17 protein-coding genes and 1 pseudogene are annotated in these 22,883 nt (G+C 66.3%); 13 read left to right on the plus strand and 5 right to left on the minus strand.

Features of this window, described 5'->3' with window-relative positions; genetic code table 11:
* The first annotated feature begins 66 nt into the window (after positions 1-66).
* From E1956_RS18310 to E1956_RS18360, 11 genes and pseudogenes are all read left to right on the plus strand, one after another.
* Positions 67-813: an SDR family oxidoreductase gene (locus E1956_RS18310; RefSeq protein ID WP_134751673.1), complete on the plus strand. Its 747-nt coding sequence runs from the start codon at positions 67-69 to the stop codon at positions 811-813.
* A gap of 126 nt (positions 814-939) precedes the next feature.
* A complete protein-coding gene (locus E1956_RS18315) occupies positions 940-1,812 on the plus strand; it encodes an AraC-like ligand-binding domain-containing protein (protein ID WP_256377793.1) in 873 nt (290 codons plus the stop codon).
* 290 nt (positions 1,813-2,102) lie between these two features.
* Positions 2,103-3,602, plus strand: coding sequence for an IS21 family transposase (istA, locus tag E1956_RS18320; protein WP_418789291.1), 1,500 nt, complete (start codon positions 2,103-2,105; stop codon positions 3,600-3,602).
* Positions 3,595-4,391 (plus strand): annotated as a pseudogene (gene istB / locus E1956_RS18325) (IS21-like element helper ATPase IstB). The gene istA and the pseudogene istB overlap by 8 nt, the downstream one beginning before the upstream one ends.
* Before the next feature lie 719 nt (positions 4,392-5,110).
* Positions 5,111-5,392, plus strand: a complete 282-nt coding sequence (locus E1956_RS18330) for a hypothetical protein (RefSeq protein ID WP_134751677.1) — start codon at positions 5,111-5,113, stop codon at positions 5,390-5,392.
* A 222-nt stretch (positions 5,393-5,614) separates the two neighbouring features.
* Positions 5,615-5,785, plus strand: a complete 171-nt coding sequence (locus E1956_RS18335; protein ID WP_197732895.1) for a hypothetical protein — start codon at positions 5,615-5,617, stop codon at positions 5,783-5,785.
* A gap of 586 nt (positions 5,786-6,371) precedes the next feature.
* Positions 6,372-7,232: a MurR/RpiR family transcriptional regulator gene (locus tag E1956_RS18340; protein WP_134751679.1), complete on the plus strand. Its 861-nt coding sequence runs from the start codon at positions 6,372-6,374 to the stop codon at positions 7,230-7,232.
* Positions 7,233-7,454: 222 nt separating this feature from the next.
* Positions 7,455-8,510: a C45 family autoproteolytic acyltransferase/hydolase gene (locus E1956_RS18345; protein WP_134751682.1), complete on the plus strand. Its 1,056-nt coding sequence runs from the start codon at positions 7,455-7,457 to the stop codon at positions 8,508-8,510.
* 98 nt (positions 8,511-8,608) lie between these two features.
* The gene (locus E1956_RS18350; protein ID WP_134751684.1) at positions 8,609-9,958 is read left to right on the plus strand and encodes an aspartate aminotransferase family protein; all 1,350 of its coding nucleotides are present in this window, start codon (positions 8,609-8,611) and stop codon (positions 9,956-9,958) included.
* Positions 9,959-9,996: 38 nt separating this feature from the next.
* The gene (locus tag E1956_RS18355; protein ID WP_134751686.1) at positions 9,997-10,563 is read left to right on the plus strand and encodes a carboxymuconolactone decarboxylase family protein; all 567 of its coding nucleotides are present in this window, start codon (positions 9,997-9,999) and stop codon (positions 10,561-10,563) included.
* A gap of 537 nt (positions 10,564-11,100) precedes the next feature.
* Positions 11,101-11,385, plus strand: coding sequence for a YodC family protein (locus E1956_RS18360; protein WP_134751688.1), 285 nt, complete (start codon positions 11,101-11,103; stop codon positions 11,383-11,385).
* A gap of 121 nt (positions 11,386-11,506) precedes the next feature.
* Here E1956_RS18360 and E1956_RS18365 read toward each other — a convergent pair whose 3' ends face one another.
* Together E1956_RS18365 and E1956_RS18370 are read right to left on the minus strand one after the other, a co-directional pair.
* Entirely contained in the window at positions 11,507-12,139 is a 633-nt protein-coding gene (locus E1956_RS18365; protein ID WP_134751690.1) for a LysE family translocator, read from the minus strand.
* Positions 12,140-12,366: 227 nt separating this feature from the next.
* Positions 12,367-12,687, minus strand: a complete 321-nt coding sequence (locus E1956_RS18370) for a superinfection immunity protein (RefSeq protein WP_134751692.1) — start codon at positions 12,685-12,687, stop codon at positions 12,367-12,369.
* 187 nt (positions 12,688-12,874) lie between these two features.
* Between E1956_RS18370 and E1956_RS18375 the strand changes: the two genes are divergently transcribed.
* Entirely contained in the window at positions 12,875-14,335 is a 1,461-nt protein-coding gene (locus E1956_RS18375; RefSeq protein ID WP_134751694.1) for a M20 family metallopeptidase, read from the plus strand.
* A gap of 104 nt (positions 14,336-14,439) precedes the next feature.
* On the opposite strand, the gene E1956_RS18380 is transcribed toward E1956_RS18375, so the two are convergent.
* Positions 14,440-14,898: a Cd(II)/Pb(II)-responsive transcriptional regulator gene (locus E1956_RS18380; protein WP_134751696.1), complete on the minus strand. Its 459-nt coding sequence runs from the start codon at positions 14,896-14,898 to the stop codon at positions 14,440-14,442.
* A 38-nt stretch (positions 14,899-14,936) separates the two neighbouring features.
* On the minus strand, positions 14,937-15,581 hold the full coding sequence (locus tag E1956_RS46870; RefSeq protein WP_134751698.1) for a hypothetical protein: 645 nt from the start codon (positions 15,579-15,581) through the stop codon (positions 14,937-14,939).
* 108 nt (positions 15,582-15,689) lie between these two features.
* Here E1956_RS46870 and E1956_RS18390 point away from each other — a divergent pair, with 108 nt between their 5' ends.
* On the plus strand, positions 15,690-17,873 hold the full coding sequence (locus E1956_RS18390; protein ID WP_232071708.1) for a heavy metal translocating P-type ATPase: 2,184 nt from the start codon (positions 15,690-15,692) through the stop codon (positions 17,871-17,873).
* A gap of 211 nt (positions 17,874-18,084) precedes the next feature.
* On the opposite strand, the gene E1956_RS18395 is transcribed toward E1956_RS18390, so the two are convergent.
* Positions 18,085-22,833 carry a DEAD/DEAH box helicase gene (locus E1956_RS18395; protein WP_134751700.1) on the minus strand — a complete coding sequence of 1,583 codons (4,749 nt, stop codon included), beginning with the start codon at positions 22,831-22,833 and terminating at the stop codon, positions 18,085-18,087.
* Positions 22,834-22,883: the final 50 nt, after the last annotated feature.

A 22,883-nucleotide genomic window follows, 5' to 3' on the forward strand; every position in this document is an offset into this window, starting at 1 on the left:
CATTAACTTTGACTGTTGGTGTTAATTTGCCATAGGTCTGTGGCGCCCTATTAACAGGAGTTCATCATGAAGCTGACAGGAAACACCATTTTCATCACCGGCGGCGGTTCGGGCATCGGCCGCGGGCTTGCTGAGGCGCTCCACAAACTCGGCAATCAGGTCATTATTTCGGGGCGGCGTGCTGATCGGCTGCAGGCCACGATCGATGCCAACCCTGGCATGCAGGCGGTCGCGCTCGACATTACCGATCCGTCGGATATCAAAGCGGTAGCGGCGAAACTGATCGCTGACCACCCAAAGCTGAATGTCCTGATCAACAACGCCGGGATCATGCTTCCGGATGGCGCTGCCGGACCGGTTGACGATACCCTGCTGACCTCAACCGTCACGACAAACCTGTTGGGGCCGATCCGGATGACGTCGGCATTGATCGAACATCTGAAGCAGCAAGACGGCGCAGTCATTGCGAACGTGGCCTCGGTGCTCGGTTACGTGCCAATGGCGGTGACGGCTGTTTATAGCGCAACCAAGGCGGCATTGCACTCCTACACGCTGTCGCAGCGTTACCTGTTGAAAGACAGCAAGGTTTCGGTCGTCGAGATCGCGCCGCCGTGGGTTCGTACCGAACTGATGAATAGCAGCGAAGAGGAGCGCGCGATGCCGCTCGACGAGTTCATTGCCGGGGCGATGCAACAACTCGGCACGGACGCCGATGAAATTCTCGTCGGTCCTGCGGTGCAAATGCGCGCGAACCCGGGCCCGGGCGAGCACGCGTGGGTCAATGAGTTCAACGACATGATGATGAAGGGCTGAGCACGGGGCCGGCTATTGCGGGATGGCTTGGGACATCCGTGTCGCCGCCGGGTGTCACCAGCCACTCGCTGATGTAAAGCGGGGCTCCAATTGACCAGTGCACACGTTGACAGATGGGGGCGCGGGTTGCACCTGGAATGTAGCAGCACCAAGGGGAACGCCTTCTTTGGCTCCCTCAAAATCTGCCCGATGACGCCGACCAGCATGTTCAAGTTCGAAGCGTCAAAGGCAGGGGAAGAGCAGATCTTCGTCTGTATTCAGACTGAGGGAACGGCGACCGTTGAGCAAGACAGCCGTCAATGCATTTTGCGCACGGGTGATATGACCTTGCTCGATACCTCGAGAGCTTTCCATATGGATTTCCGTGACGAGATGGCCCAACTCGTCCTTCAGGTACCTCGTGCGTTGTTCCGGAAGCAGGTTGGCGCGCTGGAGCGTTTGACGGCGACGGTCGTGCCCGCCCAAAACCCGCTCGGCAGGATTACGAAGCAGTTCATCACCTCATTGGCACGCGACTTCGAGTTGTTCGCTCCCATAGTCGCACAGCGGCTGAGCGAACAGGCGCTGGACATGGTCGTGATGGCTTTCGCCTCGTTAGCCGATGATGGCCACGCCAGAAAAACATCCGTAACCCGGTCGATGCTAGCCCATCGTGGACGCGCATTCATCGAAGCCAATCTTCGCAGTGCATGGCTTTCGCCTGGAGACGTGGCGGAGCATCTCGGGATCTCGAAGCGCTACCTCAGCACTATTTTTGCCGGGGATGGCCAGTCGGTTGAACGCTTCATTCGGCAGCGTCGACTGCAGAAGTGCGCGAGGGATCTGGCGGATCGCGGACAGGCGATCCGTCCCATCAGCGACATTGCATTCGGGTGGGGCTTCAACAATCTGACCCACTTCGGTCAATCGTTCAAAGCGGTCTATGGCGCAACGCCCCGAGAGTATAGAAAGCAGGCGCTGCAACGAGGTATCGCAGTTGCACAAGATGTGGACAATTAGAGGAGCTGAACGAACCGCAAGATTTTCTTCAGCTCCATCGTTTCTCGCTCTCCGAAGATCTCGTTCATCGGGCGGCGCGACGCCCCTAGAAGGCCTAGACGAAATGCGTGTTCGATTGCCACCCGGCCGCCACCGTCAACGCCACCCGCCGACGGCGCATGGTTGACAGCTGTTAACGGGCGAGCAGATTTGACCCACCTAGCGGTGTGATTTGCATCGAAATTTGACCCACGTGATTGAATGTCCTGCTCATTATTTGAGCAGGGGATACAGAGGTGATCACGGTGGGTATGCTGGCCAAGATCAGGCGGATGTATTTCCGCGAAAAGGTGCCGCTGCGGGAGATTGCGCGACGAACGGGGTTGTCGCGCAACACGATCCGCACGTGGCTACGCCAACCAGAAGCAGCGGAGCCGAAGTACCCGAAACGGGTCAGTCCGAGCGTGGTAGACGCATGGGCTGGACAGCTTGAGGAATGGCTGAAGGCTGACAGCCACCGGCCTAAACGCGAGCGCCGCACGGCGCGCTTCATGTTCGAGGCGATTCGCGCACAGGGCTACGGCGGCAGCTACACGCGTGTGAGCATATTCGTGCGGCGCTGGCGCGAGCGGCAGGCGCAGGCTCCGCGCCGCCAGGCTTATGTTCCCCTGGCGTTCGAGATGGGCGAGGCCTTCCAGTTCGACTGGAGCTGCGAATACGCCTTCGTGGGCGGGCTGCGCCGGCGCCTTGAGGTCGCCCATGTGAAGCTGAACGCCAGCCGCGCGTTCTGGCTGGTGGCCTACCCGACCCAGAGTCACGAGATGTTGTTCGATGCGCATGCCAGGGCGTTTGCCGCCTTCGGTGGCGTGCCGCGCCGTGGCATCTACGACAACATGAAGACTGCCGTAGACAAGGTCGGGCGCGGCAAGGCGCGCACGGTCAACGCCCGTTTCGAGGCGATGTGCAGCCATTACCTGTTCGAGCCGGAGTTCTGCAACCGTGCCGCCGGCTGGGAGAAAGGCATCGTCGAGAAGAACGTGCAGGACCAGCGCCGGCAGATCTGGCACGATGCCGTGCAGCATCGCTGGGACTCGCTCGAGGCGCTGAACGCATGGGTCGCAGACCGGTGCCGCCAGGCGTGGAAGATGCCGCACCCGCAGTGGCCGGAGCTGAGCGTCGAGGATGTGCTTGAGGATGAACGCACACGGCTGATGCCCAACCCCCGCCCGTTCGACGGCTACGTCGAGCAGATCCTGCGCGTGTCATCGACGGGCCTGATCCACTTCCAGCGTAACCGCTACAGCGTGCCGACCGAGTTCGTGAACCAGCTCGTGAGCGTGCGCTGCTATCCGGCGCTGCTGAGCGTCGTCGTCGATGACCGGGAAATCACCCGTCACACGCGCAGCTTCGAGCGGCACCTGACGTTCTACGACTGGCAGCACTACATCACGCTGGTCGAGCGCAAGCCCGGCGCGCTGCGCAACGGCGCGCCGTTTGCGACGATGCCCCAGCCCCTTCAGGAACTGCAGCGACACCTGCTGAGGCATCCCGGCGGAGATCGCGTCATGACGCAGGTTCTGGGCGCCGTACGGGAGCACGGGCTCGATGCAGTATTGCAGGCCGTCCAGGCCGCACTCGACTCGGGCCGGCCCAGCGGCGATCACGTGCTCAACGTGCTGAGCCGCCTGAAGGCCCCGGCTGCAAGCCGCGCCACAGCTACCACCCAGCTGAATCTGACCGAGGAGCCCGCCGCAGACGTTGGTCGCTACGAGCGCCTGCGCGTCACTGAACCGGAGAATCGCCATGTCTAACGACATCATCGCCCGCCTCAAGGCGCTCAAGCTGCACGGCATGGCCAGCAGCTGGTCCGAGCTGTACGCGCAGTCCCGCCATACCGAGTTCGATCCCGAACGCTTCATGCAGCAGTTGCTGCTGGCCGAAGGCGCCGAGCGCGAGGTCCGCTCGATTGCCTACCAGATGGGGGCAGCACGCTTCCCGGCACACCGCGACCTCAAAGGCTTCGACTTCACGCAAGCTCGTGTCGATGAGGAGTTGATCCGGGATCTGTACCAGCTGAAATTCCTCGAGAGTGCGCACAACGTCGTGCTCATCGGCGGACCGGGCACGGGCAAGACGCATCTGGCCACCGCCATCGGCATCGAGGCGGTGCAGCGCCACGGCAAGCGTGTACGCTACTTCTCCACAATCGAGCTCGCCAACGCGCTGGAACTGGAGAAAACGGCGGGCAAGCAGGGGCAGATTGCCCACCGGCTCACGCATGCGGATCTGGTGATCCCGACGAACTGGGCTACCTGCCGTTCAGCCAGAGCGCTGGAGCGCTGCTGTTCCATCTGCTCTCGAAACTGTACGAGCGCACCAGCGTGGTGATCACCACCAACCTGAGCTTCGGGGAATGGGCCAGTGTGTTTGGCGACGCGAAGATGACCACGGCACTGCTCGACCGCCTCACGCATCATTGCCACATCGTCGAGACCGGCAATGAATCGTGGCGCTTCAAGGAGAGCTCAGCCAAGGTTCGGACAACCAGGAAGAGAACGACAAAGGAGGCTGACAACGCAGAGTTATCCACATCGGCGTAGATGTACTACGCTGTCTCGGGGTGGGTCAAATTTAGATGAAAACAGTGGGTCAAATTTAGACGCTCGCCAACACGAGAACTTCCGCTCGTCGTGTCTCGTCTCCGGTCAGGCTCAGTCCGGCAGAGTCGCCGCGCACGACTGACTCCACCCGCTTTGCCGTGGTTGCCCCGCTTGCTGGCCGCGCCTGCAAACGGGAACGTCCATCTACAAACAACGAGCATATGAGAATCGGCAGCTAGTTCCGTGACTACTACGACGGGGCACAGGCGTATGGAAGCGACCAGTTCGTATCTTTCTGTGCGAAACGTCCGTGCGCGAACTGAATCAGAAAGCCCCCAAGCTGGCCGACTGGGTGAAGCTGGGCGGCGTCGGCGCCATCAACGGCGTACATGGACGGGGGGAAGGCTAGCAACTCGCGCTGCAGGGCGTCGCCGCCTTTTCGCACGTGTCAATCGAAGTCGGGCCGGCTTCCGGAAGCAGACTGTTCATCAGATATTTCCCTGCGGTGCTTGCTGACAGCTTAGTCAGCCAGACCAGGGAATGTGACTTGTAGCCAACCCCGAAGAGACAAGCGAAGTCGCGTGGACGACCCTGACGAGGACGCTGTTTGTGCTGGAGGACGGCAATTGAAGCACCACATCTTCGCCAGTTCCAGAATCGGAAACCCTGTCGCCAGACGCTTCGTACAGCCGGCGACGGCATCATATGAGGTAAGTGCCATGGACCGTTCTGAATTCCTGCTGGTCACGCGACAACTAGCAGCGGCGGCGCAAATTCTCGCCACGGCTGGTCCGCAGGACCGCCGGGCAGACGCGCTCCAGATGCTCGAACTCTTTCGTCGGTACGACCAGATTGTCTCCGCTTCGCATCTGGTTGCAACATCCAATGACGAGCTGTTTGCACGCACTGGCCACGCGGCCCTCACAATGGCTGGGCGCAATGAATTTGCCGCGTCGCACGCTCTTCTTGAGCAGGCCAAGTCTCTTTTGACCGCGGCGTGAAATCAGCGGCAGCAAACTTGAAGCGGGCATCTACGCGACGGCGGTGGCTCGCGAGGCGACTGGCACCACGACCATCGAGACGGCGATTGGAGGCACGACCATTGAAAGAGGCGGCGGCGGTTGATGGTAGCGTCAGGTCCAAGCCCGGCGCGGGCGCGCTCTACTATTGAAGCAAGCCTGCAATGGGACGGTTCGGGCAAATGCGATTGCGAGCACACGGGAATGGCCGACGACAGAGTCTATGGCGCCATCTTCGCGGAGCACGTATTGGTGGGCGCATGGGAAGCGACCTTGTCCGAAGACTACGTGCGCGCCATCGATGCTGTTGTCTCTATCGACGACCCTGACTCAGCTCGAACTGAGAAGGAGCTTCGTACGTACTTGGCTGCTTAACTAACCAGCGGCCAATTCAAGAGACCGTTGTTGAACTCAGTTCGGCTCAACTTGGCTACGCGCAATGCGGCTGGGTCTGATTGCATCCTAACTGTCGGGAAAGGGCATCTCTTCTGTGGCTTGGGGGAAATTCTTTGAAATCAATAGACTATGGCCAAATTCGTCGGGCCAGATATCGCTTGCAACTGCATCCTCGCAGGCCAGTTTTGTTTGCAAGTGCTTTAGCTAACCCATTGAATTTACGGCGGTCTGCGTCGACCGGATTTGCGTTTGGGTGAAGGCGCTCTCGCTTGTAAATATTGCAACGCCCATGCGGCGCTCTTCCGCGCATGTTCGGTGCCTCACGGTAGCTCGGAATGCGTGTTTTCGAATCAATGGGTTACCGCTATCAGGCCAGTTTGAATTGCGAATCCTTGTTTGGTCTCGTGAGCCTCAGGCCAGTTTGATTTGCGAGATATTGCTGGGACAGGTTGAATTGCGACAAGACAGGAATCGTTTGCGAAACACCACTGCCAGTCGCGTTTCACAACATCTCGCAACACCGGTGGTAACATTTGTTGTCGTCCACCGCCCGTCAGCCATCCGCATGCCAGAAAGCTTCGACCAGCTTGCAGCGCTCATCCGCGCGCGTTTCTCGGAACTGAGCCCGCAATTCCAGACCGGCGCGGCCTTCCTGCTCGACCATCCTGACGAAGTTGCCGTTTCTTCGATGCGCAAGGTCGCCGAGCGCGCCCAGGTGCAGCCCGCGTCGCTCGTGCGGCTCTCACAGCAGTTCGGTTTTCCGGGCTGGAACGAGTTGCGCAACCTGTTCGTCGCGCGCGTGCGCACGCGTCCCGAGCCGCTTTCGAGCCGTGCCCGCTCGCTCGTCGCGGGCAACGCGAAGGACGCGCTCGCACACGATCTGCTGCAAGCCCAGCAGCACAACCTCGAAGCGAGCGCCGCGCACAACACGCGCGCCATGGTCGAGGCCGCGCGCGTGCTGAAGAAAGCGAAGCACGTGCACGTGGCGGGCTTTCGCTCGTGCTATGCGGTCGCGTTCGGCCTCGTGTATGGCTACCGGCTCTTTCGACCCTCGGTCTCGCTGCTGGGCGGCGAGGCCGGCACGCTCGAAATTCAGCTGCTCGGCATCGAGCGCGACAGCGCGACGATCGTCGTGAGCTTCGCGCCATACTCGGTGGAGGCTGTGCGCGTGGCCGAGGCGGCGCTCGAAAAAGGCAGCCGGCTGATCGCCATCACCGATAGCGCCGTCTCGCCCATCGCGCTGAACGCCGAAAAGGTGCTGATCTTCACGCACGAAAGCCCGTCGTTCTTTCCTTCGCTGGTGGCTGCGATGGCGCTCTCCGAGTCGCTCGTCGCGCATCTGCTCGCGCTCGAGGGCGCGGGCGCCGTGGCGCAGCTCGAGCAGTCCGAGCGTACGCTCAACGCGCGTGGGGCTTATGTGCCGTGAAGCGGTGCAGATTCCGCCGCGCAGTTGTCAGGCAGCGGAGTCCTGGCTCGCTCGCTGCCTGGTCATGCGGCCCGCCCGCCTGTTCGCAAAGCCGCCCTCCGAGGCGGATTTTTTTCGCATCGCAGATTGCATTTGTTGCGAGATGCATTTAATTTGACAACATATGTTGCGTGGCGTATAAATCGAACATCGGCCGTTTCAGGCATTCAGGCGGAAATTTCGATGCAGGAACTCAATATTCTTCGGGGGCCGGCCCTCCGGATGGCCGGCACGCCCGAGGCGATCGGGCGGCGGCTCGGCGAACTCGCGAAGCCCGTCTTCGCGGCCTATATGGCGCAGAGCAGCGCGTGGGCCGCGGTAAGCCGCTGGCGCGGCAGCGCCTTTGCACAGCAACTGCGCGCGGCGGCCGAGCGGCATTTTCCGGCCCACGTCGCGGAAATCGACGCGATGGCCGCGGCGCTCGACTGGCCGGCGCACGATCTGTTCCTGTGGAATTGCCGCGGCGAGCTGATCCACAACGCACCGGACGGCTGCACGACGCTCGCGGTGCGCACGCCCGAGGCCGGCCTGATCGCCCACAATGAAGACGGCGATCCGTACCTGCGCGGGCGTTGCGCCGTGGTCGAGGTCGAGCCCCTGGGCAAGCCCGGCTTCGTGAGCTTCTACTATCCCGGGTCGCTGCCCGGCCACACCTTCGCGGCTTCGCGTGCGGGGCTGGCGCAGGCCATCAACAACGTGCGCATTCGCGAGCCGCGTGCGGGCGTGCCGCGCATGATCCTCGCGCGCGCCGTGCTCGATGCGGCAACGCTCGCCGACGCGCTGACGCTGCTGCGCGACACGCCGCGCGCGAGCGGCTTTCACCATACGGTCGGCGGCACCGATGCGGCGGGCCAGGTGCGCGTCTATAGCGTGGAAGCCACGGCGCAGCGCAGCTCGATCGTTGAAGTGGGCGCCCCTTCGGGGCACGCCAACCACCTGATTCACGCGGGATGCGAGAACGAGGCGCAGATCGTCACCGATTCTTCGCGCGACCGCCAGGCACGGCTCGCCGAACTGCTGCCGGCGCTGGGCCCACAGCCAGACGGCGAGGCGTTCGTGCGCACGCTGCAAGACCGCGCGGGCGCGGGCCTGCCGATCTACCGCGACGACCCCTGCGATCCCGACGAGGAAAACACGCTCGCCACGGCCTGCATGCGCGTGGAGCCGCGCGGCGTGACGTTCGACGTCTGGCAGGACGGCGTGCGCACGCTGGGCCTGCAGGTCGAGCGCGCGGCGTGAAGGGCGGTGCAGGCCGCTCAGCGTAAAGCGTTTCACGAGCGTCATCGGATCAACTTCAACGGATCAACCCGATTTCAGCGATTTCAGCGAGAAAACCCATGTCCACGAAAGTCTTCCATCGGATGCCGAAGCAAAGCTTGCCCGTCGCGGTGGCGGGCGAGGGGATCGAGATCATCGATTCCACTGGCAAGCGCTATATCGACGCGAGCGGCGGGGCGGCTGTCTCGTGCCTCGGCCACAGCAATCAGCGCGTGATCGATGCGATCAAGCAGCAGGCGCAGCAGCTTCCATACGCGCATACCTCGTTCTTCACGACCGAGGCTTCCGAGCAGCTCGCCGATCACCTGATCGCCGCGGCGCCCGCGGGGCTCGAGCACGTCTATTTCGTTTCGGGCGGCTCTGAGGCGATCGAGGCCGCGCTCAAGCTCGCGCGCCAGTATTTCGTGGAAAAGGGCGAGCTCACGCGCCGCCACTTCATCGCGCGCCGCCAGAGCTATCACGGCAACACGCTCGGCGCACTGGCGATCGGCGGCAACGCGTGGCGCCGCGAGCCGTTCCTGCCGATCCTGATCGAATCGCATCACGTGAGCCCGTGCTATGCATACCGCGAGCGTCACGAGGGCGAGACCGACGAGGCCTATGCGCAGCGCCTCGCCGACGAACTCGAGCAAAAGATCCTCGAGCTCGGCGCGGAAAACGTCGCGGCCTTCGTGGCCGAGACGGTGGTGGGCGCAACGGCCGGCGCGGTGCCGCCGGTGCGCGAGTACTTCCGCAAGATCCGCGCGGTGTGCGACCGCTACGGCGTGCTGCTGCTGCTCGACGAAATCATGTCGGGCATGGGCCGCACGGGTTATCTGTTCGCGTGCGAGGAAGATGGCGTGGCGCCCGATCTGCTCACGATCGCGAAGGGCCTGGGCGCGGGTTATCAGCCGATCGGCGCGACGCTCGTGAGCCAGCGCATCTACGAGACCATCGTGGGCGGCAGCGGCTACTTCCAGCATGGCCACACTTATATCGGCCACGCCACGGCCTGCGCGGCGGCGCTCGCGGTGCAACGCGTGATCGCCGAAGACAAGCTGCTCGAGAACGTGCTCGCGCGCGGCGAGCAACTGCGTGCGCGGCTGCGCGAGCGCTATGCCGGGCATCCATATGTGGGCGACGTGCGCGGGCGGGGCCTCTTCGTGGGCGTCGAGCTCGTGAAAGACCGCGCGACGAAGGCCACCTTCGATCCGGCGCTCAAGCTCCACGCGGCCATCAAGCGCGAGGCGTTCGCGCGCGGCCTGATGGTCTACCCGATGGGCGGCACCGTCGACGGCAAGAACGGCGATCATGTGCTGCTCGCGCCGCCGTTCATCTGCACGGCCCAGGACATCGATACGATCGAGGAGCGCCTGGCCGCCGCGATTGGCGCAGCGCTGAGCGCGACAGGCGTGGCCAACGCCGCCTGATACGCTTGTCCGCGTTTTTCCTTTCCCGGAGCCCATTGATGACGCAACCCCCGAACTCGCGCCTGCGCGCCTTCGACGCGGCCAGCGCGACGGCCGAGCAGAAAGCGGTGCTCGACGAAATCCTCTCCGGCCCGCGTGGCAATCTGAACGGGCCGTTCCTTGGCTGGATCCACAGCCCGGAGCTTGCTCAGCATGCGCAGCGTCTGGGCGCGTTCTGCCGCTACAACACGGGGCTGTCGCTGCGCCTTTCGGAGCTGGCGATTCTCGTGACGGCGGCGCGCTGGCAGGCGCAGGCGGAGTGGTACATCCACTACCCGATCGCGCTGAAGGCGGGTGTGCCCGAGGCGCTGGCGGAGCAGATCCGCACCGGCGCCGAGCCGGTGTTCGACGAAGCCGACGACGCGCTCATCTACGCATTCGTGACGGAGCTCTACGACGCGAAGCGCGTCTCCGACGCGACCTACGCGCGCGCGGTGGAGCGCTTCGGGCATGAGACCACGATCAACCTCGTCGGCCTGCTCGGCTACTACGCGCTCGTGGCGATGACGCTCAACGTGTTCGGCATGCGCGCCGAAGGCCAGACTTCGCTGCCGTTCCCCGAGTAAGCGCGAAGCGGCGACGAGTCCGGCGCCATCAGGCGCCTTGTCCAGGTCAACTGGGCGAGGCGCTTTTTCTTTTAAGGCGGCCCATAATCATGACGGCCATATTTCAGGCGAAGGCTTTTTACCCAAACGGTTAATGTCGCGCATTGCAGCGCACAAATATCGGATCGATTCAAGGCGAAAAATAAAACGGGTGGACGATTTTCGCCTTAAAGTCGGGTTGCGCATGGCTCAAATCGACCTTGCATGCATGAAATAATCTGACTGTTTGCGCGGTGCAGGCTCGCGGTAAGGCCTGAAGGCCCGCCGGGCCGGACTGTCGTGCGGGGCGCGATTATGCGGAACCAGTCCCGGTGGATTAATAACGGTTTTCCCGTATTTGCGTCAAAATCGCTTGCAGGCTTTATTTCGCGTTGTTAGTCTTGCCGGACTTATTAACGGTCGCCCGAATAACATTATCGACAAACGAGGCCTGCGTGCGGGAGAGGGGAACCCGCGTCGGGCATTATTCGAAGAGCGACCTGCCTGGGAGGTAATGCCATGCTGGATACGTCCATTGAGCTTGCAGAAAACGAAAGCACCGCCACGGCTAGCGTTGGCGACGTAGTCACCCTCAAATCGGGTGGACCGCGCATGACGGTCATGTACGCAGGGCCTGTGGGCTTTGCGAGTGGCCATTGGCTGATCTGCCAGTGGTTCGATGATCAGGGCGAATTGCGCCAGGACATGTTTGCGCAAGACATGGTGCAGAGCGAGCCGCGCCTGATTTCGGCGGCTTCGGTCAAGCTGCGCATGCCGGCAGCGCGCGCCAACGGGCGCGTTTGAGGCCCGTTGAGGCCGCCTGCGCCTGCTGGTGAAGCGCTGAACGGCGGCGTGCGGTGCCGCGGGGCGGCATGGCCGCCCGTGGCCTGCCGCCTACCGGGTAGCCGCTAATTCAAGCGATCGCTTAACGCTGCCCTTCGGCAGCGATCCGTACGGCCAATCCGGCCAGTACCGTCCCCATCAGATACCGCTGGATGGCCAGCCACTTTGGCCGGCGGGACAGGAACGACGCAATCGTGCCGGCCGTGATTGCCGCGGTGGCGTTCACGCTGACCGAGAGCGCGATCTGCACCGCGCCGAGCTCGATCGACTGGGTGAGCACGCTGCCTTTGGCCGGGTCGATGAATTGCGGCAACAGCGAGAGATAGAGGATCGCCACTTTCGGGTTCAGCAGGTTCGTGACGAAGCCCATGAGGAAGAGCTTGCGCGGCGGGTCGGGCGTCAATTCGCGCACCTGGAACGGCGAGCGCCCGCCCGGCTTGAGCGTCTGCCAGGCGAGCCAGGCCAGATAGAGCGCGCCGCCGAGGCGCAGCGCGTCGTACGCAAAGGGCACGGCCATCAGCAGCGCGGTGATGCCGAACGCGGCGCACAGCATGTAGAAAATGAACCCGAGCGCGACTCCGCCGAGCGAGATCAGGCCCGCCTTGCGGCCCTGGCAGATCGAGCGCGAGATCAGGTAGATCATGTTGGGTCCGGGCGTGAGCGCCATGCCGAGCGCAACGGCGGCAAAGGCGAGCAGCGGGGCGACATGGGGCATGGCGGGCTCCGTGGTCCTGCGGGTCAAGCAACTGGGAAAAGTGGGGACACGCTGGGTGGGGAACCCGCGTGCACGGCGGCTATGTCTGTGATTATTTCATGCAATCGAGGCGCATGCGCGGCCCGTCGCGCGGTTTGGCCGTTCGGCCAGGACAGGCGTCTCGCGAAGGCGCTGCTCGCGCGTTGCGCCTGCTGCGCCGGGTACCCGGATGCGTCGCGGGGCGGCTTTCAACGCGAGGAGCGTCCGCGCTCGGACTCGCGGGCCTCGCGCGCGTGGACGCGGTCGTCGAGCCGCCGGGAGAACACCAGCATGCCCAGACGCCGCTTTCTTTCCTTCACGTTGCCGCCGATGTCCTTCGGCGGATTCGGCTGCAGCGACCAGTAGAGCGCCAGCAGCCAGCCGAACACCGTCCAGCCCAGCACGGCGTTGAAGAGGGCGATCGTCAGCAAATCGTCACGCCTGCGGCGGTCCGCGATCAGCGCAGGCAGGAAATAGAGCGCGACCGCTGCCAGCAGAACGATGATCTCGAAGACGGAATGGCTCACCATAGCCGGTCCTTCCCAACGGGGCGTCATGCCCCCAATCGTTCATTGTCGCGCGGATCGGCCGCGCGTGCCTGGAGCGCTCCGAGTCCCTGGCCGGATGGCCAGCGCATGGCGAGTTTGTGACGGAGGCCTGTCGGCACAGTGGGGTTCGGGTCTATGATTTGTGTTTTTCCCGCACGGTATTCGCACCATGAGCTCAGACACGACAGAGGACATCCGCCAACTGGATCACGACGCATTGCGTGCGTTCGTCGAGCGCAAGTGGAACGACGAAATCGTCCCGGCGCTCACCGACTACATCGCGGTGCCGGCCAAGAGCCCGGCATTCGACGCCGACTGGGCAAAGCACGGCTATCTGGAGCGCGTCGTGCAGGACGCCGCGAAATGGGCCGAAACACAGCCCGTGCGCGGCCTGAAACTCGAAATCGTGCGTCTGCCGGGCCGCACGCCGGTGATCTTCTTCGAGGTACCGGCCACGCGCTCGGGCAGCAGCGAGACCGTCGTGCTCTACGGGCATCTCGACAAGCAGCCCGAATTCGCGGGCTGGCGCAACGACCTCGGGCCCTGGACGCCCAAGCTCGAAGACGGCCGCCTCTACGGGCGCGGCGGCGCCGACGACGGCTATGCCATCTACGCGAGCGTCACGGCGCTGGCGGCGCTCGACGCCCAGGGCATCGAGCGCCCGCGCTGCGTGGGCCTCATCGAGACCTGCGAGGAGTCGGGCAGCTACGACCTGCTGCCCTACGTCGACGCGCTGCGCGAGCGCCTCGGCAATGTTGGGCTCGTCGTCTGTCTCGACTCGGGCGCGGGCAATTACGATCAACTCTGGCTCACCACCTCGCTGCGCGGTCTCGTATCGGGCGATCTGGAAGTCGAGGTGCTCGAAGAGGGCATCCACTCGGGCTCCTATGGCGGCATTGCGCCGTCGAGCTTCCGCGTGATGCGCCAGCTGTTCGAGCGGCTCGAAGACGCCGCGAGCGGGACGCTCCTGCCCAAGGGCTTCCATTGCGCGATTCCGTCCAGCCGTCTTTCCGAGGCCGAAGCCACGGCGAAGATTCTTGGCGAGAGCGTCTGGCGGGGGCTGCCCTGGGCCTGCGGCCAGGACGGCCGCCCCGTGCTGCCCAAGACGACGGACCCGCAGCAGGCGCTGCTCGATTCGACGTGGCGGCCCTCGCTCTCCGTGACCGGCGCAGCAGGCCTGCCCGCGCTCGCCGACGCCGGCAACGTGCTGCGTCCGCGCACGGCGTTCAAGCTTTCGCTGCGGCTGCCGCCGCTGGTGGAGGCGTCGAAGGCCGTCGCCGAGCTCAAGGCGCTGCTCGAACTCGATCCGCCCTATAACGCGAAAGTCACCTTCAAGCCCGACACGGGCGCGGCCAACGGCTGGAGCGCGCCGGAGGTCGCGCCGTGGCTCTCGCAGGCGCTCGACGCGGCTTCGCGCACGCATTTCGGCGCGGACTGCGCGTATCTCGGCCAGGGCGGCACGATTCCGCTGATGAACGTCCTGCAGGCAGGGTTCCCGAAATCGCAGTTCATGGTGTGCGGCGTGCTCGGGCCGAAGTCGAACGCGCATGGGCCGAACGAATTCTTGCACGTGCCGTACGCGAAGAAGCTCACCGCTGCGGTGGCTGAGGTGATTGCTTCGGCTCCCTGAGGGGCTGGAGCGGTTCAAAGGGCCGGGGCCTTTCGTTATTAGTGTGAGCCGGCCCTGAAAGGGCGGTGCGCGTGCCAGCCGCGCACCGCCCGCCCCGTTTGCGTTTATCCCTTCGCCGCTGCGTCGTCGTGCGCGGCATCCGCGTGGCAGGAGCAGTTTTCTTCGTCTATCGGCTGCTCCAGATTCTTCATGATCCCGCACTCGGCGCTGCTGCTGTGATGGGCGTTGCAGCTATCGCGCAGCGTCCGCAACTGCTGCTCGAGCACGCGCATCGACTCGATCTGCTCGTGTATGCGCGCAATCTGGCAATCGATCAGCTGATTCACTTCGTCGCATGGCTGGCCCGGGTCGGCCTGGTAGCGCCGCAGCATCCGGATGTCGGCGAGCCCGATGCCGAGCGAGCGGCAGTGGCGGATGAAGTTCAGCTGCGCGGCATGCGCGCCCGTGTAGCTGCGGTATCCGTTGGTTTCGCGCGCCGGCTCGTCCAGCAGACCTTCGCGTTCGTAGAAGCGCACCGTTTCGACGTCGCAATGGCCCTGGCGCGCCAGTTCACCGATTCTCATGGTCGCAGTTCTCCAAAAATGGCTTGACCCTGTAGCGGCTACAGGCTGTCCAATGATTCTGTCACTTTTGGGAGAAATCGGCCATGGTCCAGGCTTTCTGGTCGCGGTTTGTGCTCGCGCAACGCTTTCGGGCGCGCGACGAAGGGCGGGACGCTGCGGCGGCGCGCTTGACGGAATCGGCAGTCACGCTCGATGAAGCGGAGGACGATCACGCCTGCGGCTGCGCCCACGCGCACGCAGACGAGGATCGCGCGCGCGGCCGTGCGGGCGCTGGTGCCGACGAGCACGGGTGCGGCCATCAGCACGGCGAGGGGCACGATCATCAGCACGACAAAGGGCGCGACCATGAGCATGCCCACGGTCACGATCATGATCATGGGCACGAGCATGACGATGATCACGGGCACGCATGTCGCCACGATCATGGCAAAGCTCACGCCCATGACCGTGACCACGACCACGGGCACGGGCACGGGCACGGGCACGGGCACGGGCACGGGCACGGGCAGGCATGTGGCCACGACCATCACGATGCCCACGCCCACGCCCATGACCACGCCCATGACCACGCCCATGACCATGACCACGCCCATGACCATGACCATGACCTTGGGCACGCATGTGGCCACGATCACGCCGCTGGCCACGATGCCCATGATCATTCCCATGCGCACGCCGGCCATGAAGCCGCATCCTGCTGCGCCGGCGCTGCGGCGCTGCAATCCACCCGCAGCGCCGCGCCGGCGAGCGCGCCGGAAGGGGCGCAGCGCGCGCGCTACCGCATCGACAACATGGACTGCCCGACCGAGGAGCGGCTAATCCGCAAACGCCTCGAGCCGATGCAGGGTGTCGTGCGTCTGGATTTCGACCTGCTCGCGCGTGAGTTGACGGTCTACCATCGGCTGCCCGACGCGCAGCCGCTCGAAGCCGCGCTGCGCGCGCTCGACATGGCGCCGCGCCTGCTCGACGACGGCGCGCAGGCCAACGCCGGCGCGGACGCGCCTGCACGCAGCCCAGGCCTCGCGATGCGCGAGAAGCTGTTGCTCGCCGCGAGCGGCATCGCTGCTGCTGCGGCCGAGGTCCTTGCATGGAGCACGGGTCACGAGACTGGCGTGCCCGTGCTGGTCTGCGCGGTCGTTTCGTTGATGTGCGCGGGCTTGCCCACGCTGCGCAAAGGCTGGATCGCGCTCAAGAACTTCACGATCAACATCTATTTCCTGATGTCGCTTGCGGTCGCTGGCGCCGTTGTCATCGGCAAGTGGCCCGAGGCGGCCATGGTCGTGTTCCTGTTCGCGCTCGCCGAGCAAATCGAGGCGCTTTCGCTCGAACGCGCGCGTCACGCGATTCGCTCGCTGACCGCGCTCGCGCCCGAAACGGCTGAGGTCTGGACGGCCGCCGCCGGGGCACAGTCGGCGCAAAAATCGGCCCAAAACTCGACGCAACAGTCGGCCCAGCAGCCGGAGCAGGGCGAATGGCGCACCCGCGCCGTCGCCGAAGTGGCGGTGGGCGAGCGCATCCGCGTGCGCACGGGCGAGCGCGTGCCGGTTGATGCACGCGTGGCGACGGGCCGCGCGGCGCTCGATCAGGCGCCCATCACCGGCGAGAGCCTGCCCGTCGACAAAACCGAAGGCGATGCCCTCTACGCGGGCAGCATCGTCGTCGATGGCGTCGTGGAGGCGATCGTCACCGCGGCCGCGCGCGACAGCACGCTCGCGCGCATTGCGGCGGCGGTCCAGGAGGCCCAGGCGCAGCGCGCGCCCACCCAGCGCTTCGTCGACCAGTTCGCGCGCTACTACACGCCCGCCGTCGTCGCGCTCGCCGTGCTGATCGCCATTGTGGGTCCGCTCGCGTTCGGCGGCGCGTGGGGCGCGTGGCTCTACAAGTCGCTCGTGCTGCTCGTGATCGCCTGCCCGTGCGCGCTCGTCGTCTCGACGCCGGTGACGGTCGTGAGCGGCCTCGCGGCGGCCGCGCGCAACGGCATGCTCGTGAAGGGCGGCGTATGGCTCGAGCGCGGGCGTTTGCTCAAGGCCGTCGCGCTCGACAAGACCGGCACGCTCACGCGCGGCGCGCCGGTGCTCACCGACACGCTCGCGCTGGCGGCGCTGCCCGAAGACGAGGCCCTGCGCCTCGCCGCGAGCCTCGACGACGCCAGCACGCATCCAGTTGCGCGCGCGCTCGTGGCGGGCTGGCGCGAGCGCGGCACGCAGGCGTCGCTCGAGCCGATCGACAATTTCGCGGTCCTCAACGGCCTCGGCGTGACGGGGCGCATTGGCGGCGAGGCGTGGCATCTGGGCAATCATCGGCTCGTCGAGTCGCTGGGTCTGTGTTCGTCGGACCTCGAGGCGCGGCTTGCGCAGCTCGAAGCGGCGGGCAAGACGGCCATCGTGCTGTGCTCGCCGCGCGAGCCGGTGGCGCTGTTCGCGGTCGCAGACGCGCTGCGGCCCGAGAGCTTGAGCGCCGTGCGCGCGCTCAAGCAGTTGGGCGCGACGCCGGTGATGCTGACCGGCGATAACCCCGCGACGGCACGCGCGATTGCGGCGCAGCTCGGCATCGATGACGCGCGCGGCAATCTGCTGCCGCAGGACAAGCAGGACGCGGTGGCGGACCTCTCGGCGCGGCACGGCATGACGGCGATGGTCGGCGACGGCGTGAACGACGCGCCGGCGCTCGCGCGCGCCGACATCGGCTTTGCGATGGGGGCGGCCGGCACGGCGACGGCGCTCGAAACCGCCGACGTCGCGATCATGGACGACGACCCGCGCAAGATCGCGGCGTTCATCGGCTTGAGCCGCAAGGTGTCGGCAGTGCTCGTGCAGAACATCGCGCTCGCGCTGGGGATCAAGGCGGTGTTCCTCGTGCTGGCGCTGGCGGGCGAGGCGACCCTCTGGATGGCCGTGTTCGCGGACGTGGGCGCGAGCCTGCTGGTCGTCGCCAACGGGTTGCGCGTGCGGCGGCATTTTGCTGGGAAGGCCTAGCGGCGCGTGGTTAGTGGGGTACAGCGGGGACGCGCGGGTGGGGAAGCACGGCTGAGGTGAAGCATGCCTTGTCCGTGCCTGCGCGGATCAATGCGCAACTAACGGCCACCAATCGCCGGCACTTCAAGTTACGCAACTAACAGCCTATTCCGCCCGCATCCTTCAACAAACTTCACCGTGGCACCGAAAACGGACCTCGCGTAGGCGCCCGTTAAGTGCCCGACGCAACGCTCCCTAAGCCACCAAGGGCCACGCGCAGGGCGGCGCGCGTGCCCTCATCGAAATCGCCGAGAAACTCGCAACGGCCCGCGATTAGCGTCGCGACGGGCACGCCATCCCGAAACACGATGCGATTGCCCGCGACTGCGGGTACCTTTTCCCCGGGCAGCACGGTGCCGACAAGATTCAGCGGATCCGAGGCGGCAATGCAGACGAGCGCGCTTTCCGCGCCCGGTGCCCCGTTCGCCGGACTGCCTGAGCCACCGCGCCGCCGCACTTCGCGCAGCAGCGCAACAGCTTCCGGCAGGGCGAACTGCTCGCCCGAGAGGCCCGTGACGAAACGGCCGCCGCGCACGTCGCCGCGCGCCTCCATGCGGCGCAGCACGCGCAGCAGATCGCGCCACGGCGGCAGCCAGGGTGCCTCCCGCGCCAGCAGTTGCCAGCACACGACGCCATAGCGGCGCAGCAGCACGTGCGCGACGTGCTCCAGCAGATCGGGGTCGGCTGGCGGGCGGCGCGATAGTGCCGCCGATGTTGCGAGGCTAGTCGCGCGCACCGCCCGCACCTCGCTCGCGGCGACCGCCGCGTGCGCTTCCCCCGGTGCCGATGAACCCAACGCAAGCTCCGTGGCCGCACGATCCTCCGCCGGCGCCGCCAGGGCAGCGGGCAACGCGACACGCCTGAGCACCGCCCAGCGCCCGGCATCGGCCATGCCGCCCACGAGCGGCCCGAAGCCGCGCGGGCGCCGTCGTCCGTAATGTCCGTGCTGCGCATGGCGCTTAGCTGCCGGACGGACCAGCGCGCGCAGCCCCGCGAAGCTGTCGGCGTTCACGAGCCCCGCGGCCACCAGCTCGCCCAGCGCGTTCTCCAGCTCGACGCCGAGCAGGCGCGCATCGGCGGCCAGTTCGTCGAAGAACATCGCGCCGTGGCGCGACAGCGCCTCATGGACGCGCTGCGCCCGCGCCGAAAGCTCCGCCGCTTCGGGCGCCTCGACGAGCGCGGTCCAGCGCGCGAGCTCACGGCGCGGCAGCAGCACGACGGGCGTGCTGCGCACCGTCGACGCCGCGGCCCGCGCAGGCAGCCGCGCCCATGCGAGATGCCCCGAGCGGCACAGCTCGTCGAGCAGCATGGGCGTGTAATCGTCGATGCGCGCGGGCAGGATCTCGTCCTCCCACGCGAGCGCCGAAGCCTCCCAGCCTTCGAGCTGCTCGAGCATCGCCGCGAGCGCGTCGCGGCCCGAGCCGCGCGCGTCGGCGCCCACGTGCTGCCACTCGAACAGGAAGCGCATGAAGTCCTGGCGCTCGACTGGCTCGATCTCGCGGCGCAGCTTGCGTACCGTGTAGCGGTGGATGCGCGCGAGCAGATGGCGCTCGCACCATTCTTCGTCACGCGCGCCCGGCGTGAAGCGGCCGCGCATGACCGTGCCTTCGGCTTCGAGCCGCGTGAGCGCCAGCGCGGCCACGCTCGCCTCCAGCGCGAGCGGCCGCGCCACTTGCGAAACCGTCAGGGGTCCGAATCCCGAGAGCCGCGCACGCACGATCTCGACCAGCGCCGTGTCCTCGTTCCACGCTTCGTCGCGCGACTCCTCGATGCGAGCGAGCGCAGCCAGCGGCGGCTCGCATTGCGCCTGCGGGTAGATCGCGCGCACGCAGGCGAGCCGTTCGATGCTGACCCACAGCGCATCGTGTTCCGCGACCGGCATGCGCGTCGCGCGCCCGGCGGCGGCCAGGCCGGCGAGCCACGCGTTCCAGCCGTGCGCGTCCGCCTCGCTTTGCGCAAGCACGCCGAGCGTGTTGAGCGCGTCGTGCAGTTCGTCCGCATCGCGCACCTGCGGCCAGGCCTCCTCGCGCACGCTCGCGATCGCCTCGGGATCGAGCGCGCCCAGATCGTCGGTGGACTCGGGGTCGCTCCAGCGCCGTGACAGCACCGCCTGGGTGCGCCGCTCTTCGAGCGGGGCATCGTCGAGGAACGCATAGGGGCGCGCGCTGAGAATCTCCGCCGCGAGTGGCGAGGGCGCCGGCAGCTCGCGCGTCACGAGCCGTACGCCATTCGACTCGATGCGGCGCAGCAGGGCGAGCCATGCTTCGGTGTCCATCGCATCGTGCAGGCAGTCGTCGACGGTTTGATCGACGAGCGGATGGCGTGGAATCTCGCGCTCGCCCGCGAGGTTTTCGACGCACGCGACCTGGTCGGGGAACACGGCCGCGAGCAGGTCCTCGCTGCGCATGCGCTGAATTTGCGGCGGCGTTTTGCGCCCGCCGGTCTGGCGCGGCAGCGCGAGCGCCGTGGTGGCGTTCCAGCGCCAGCGCACGCCAAACAGCGGCGCGTCGAGCAGCGCCTGCACCAGCAGGTGCTCGGCGCTGTTCGGGTGCAGATAGCGCCAGACTTCGTCGAGCGCGAAGCTGTGCGCGTGCGTGAGCGAGAGGATGATCGCGTCCTCGGTCGCGGCGGCCTGTAGCTCGAAGTTGAACTGGCGGCAAAAGCGCTTGCGCAGCGTGAGGCCCCACGCGCGGTTCACGCGGCTGCCGAACGGCGCGTGGATCACGAGCTGGGTGCCGCCCGCTTCGTCGAAGAAGCGCTCCATCACGAGCGTGTCCTGGGTCGGCAGGACAGTGAGCGCGGCGCGGGCGCGCGCGAGGTACTCGACGATCTGGCGCGCGGGCGCGTCGTCCAGACCGAGCGTGCCGACGAGCCATGCCGTGGCGCGCTCGATGGCAGCGGCGTTCGCCGCTGCGCCTGGGCTCGCCGCGGCGCCTGGGTTCACCGTACCGTCTGGGCTTGTCGTAGCGTCTGCGCCGTCGTGCGCGCCGTCTGCGTTGACGGGCTGGGCGTTCCCGGCGATATCGCCCGAAGCGTCCCCAGCAGCGTGCGCGCCGAGCGCCGTCTCGATCTGCGCGCGCAAGCGCGAGATCGCGAACGACAACTCGTCGCTGCGGCCCGGCGCCTCGCCGAGCCAGAACGGGATGTTCGGCGGCTGGCCATGCGCGTCTTCCACGCGCACGCGTCCCGCCTCGATGCGCAGGATGCGGTACGAGGCGTTGCCGAGCTGGAACACGTCGCCCGCGAGGCTTTCGACGGCGAAGTCCTCGTTCACGGTGCCGATCTGCACGCCCTGCGGCTCGAGCAGCACGGCGTAGTCGGCGTTGTCGGGAATCGTGCCGCCCGAGGTCAGCGCGACGAGACGCGCGCCACGCCGGGCGCGCAACGTCTGGCTCACCACGTCGCGGTGCAGATACGCGGCGCGCGGCCCGTGGCGGCTCGTGTAGCCCTCGGCGAGCATGCGCAGCACCGCGTCGAAGCGCGCGCGCTCGAGCTGCGCGAACGGCGCGCTGCGGCGCACGAGCGCGAAGAGCGCGTCCTCGGACCATTCCGCGCAGGCCACCTCGGCCACGATCTGCTGCGCCAGCACGTCGAGCGGCGCGTGCGGCAGCGCGAGGCGGTCGAGCTCGCCGCGCCGCACGCAGTCGAGCAACGCCGCGCATTCGATGAGGTCGTCGCGCGAGGTCGGAAAGAGCCGCCCCTTCGGCATGCCGCCGACCTGGTGGCCCGAGCGCCCGACGCGCTGCAAAAAGCCGGCGATCGAGCGCGGCGAGCCGATCTGGCAAACGAGATCGACGTCGCCGATATCGATGCCCAATTCGAGCGAGGCGGTTGCCACCAGCACGCGCAGTTCGCCGCGCTTCAGGCGCTGCTCGGCATCGAAGCGATGCTCGCGCGCGAGGCTGCCGTGATGCGCGGCCACGACCTCGGCGCCGAGACGGTCGCTGAGATGGCGCGCGACGCGCTCGGCCATGCGGCGCGTGTTCACGAACACGAGCGTCGTGCGGTGCTGCGCGACGAGCTCGGCCATGCGGTCGTACACGCGTTCCCACACGTCGTTGGCCATGACGGCCTCGAGCGGCACCGGCGGCACTTCGAGCGCGAGGTCGCGCGCCCGCACATGGCCCGCGTCGACGATCGCGCACGCAGGCGGCGCCGCGTCGTCGCTGCCCATGCCGACCAGAAACCGTGCGACCGTTTCGATCGGCTTTTGCGTGGCCGAAAGCCCGATGCGCAGGAGACGCTGCCCGCACAGCGCATCGAGGCGCTCGAGGCTGAGCGCGAGATGCACGCCGCGCTTGTTGCCCGCGAGTGCATGAATCTCGTCGACGATCACGCTGCGCGCGCCAGCGAGCATGCGGCGGCCCGACTCCGAGCCGAGCAGCACATAGAGCGACTCGGGCGTGGTCACGAGGATATGCGGCGCGCGCTTGCGTTGCGCTGCGCGTTCGGGCTGCGGCGTGTCGCCGGTGCGCACGGCGGTGCGGATCTCGACGGGCGCCAGGTCCATGCGCGCCAGCTCCGCGCGGATGCCTTCGAGCGGGCGCTCGAGGTTCAAGTGGATGTCGTTGGAAAGCGCCTTCAGTGGCGAGACGTACACCACGAGCGTGGCGTCGGGCAGCGCGCCGCCGTTTGCGAGGCCTTCGCGCACGAGCGCATCGAGCGCGGCGAGAAAACCCGTGAGCGTCTTGCCTGAGCCGGTGGGCGCAGCCACCAGCGTCGCGCGGCCGGCCGCGATGAGCGGCCACGCGGCGCGCTGCGCGGGGGTGGGAGCCGCGAAGCTGTTCCGGAACCACGCGGCCACAGCCGGATGGAAGAGGGCGAGCGGGTCCTCCAGGTCAGCGGCGTTGGCGGCGTCGGGCGCGTTGAGCGCGGACCTGGATGAATCGGGCTGGACGGAGGCGGGCGAAAGCAGGCTCATGCGCACAAGGTTTGAGGGCGCGGCGCGCGGGTTTCAAGTGCCGGGCATGC

The sequence above is a fragment of the Paraburkholderia pallida genome, assembly GCF_004524855.1.
In the GTDB taxonomy this organism is placed as follows: Bacteria; Pseudomonadota; Gammaproteobacteria; order Burkholderiales; family Burkholderiaceae; genus Paraburkholderia; species Paraburkholderia oxyphila.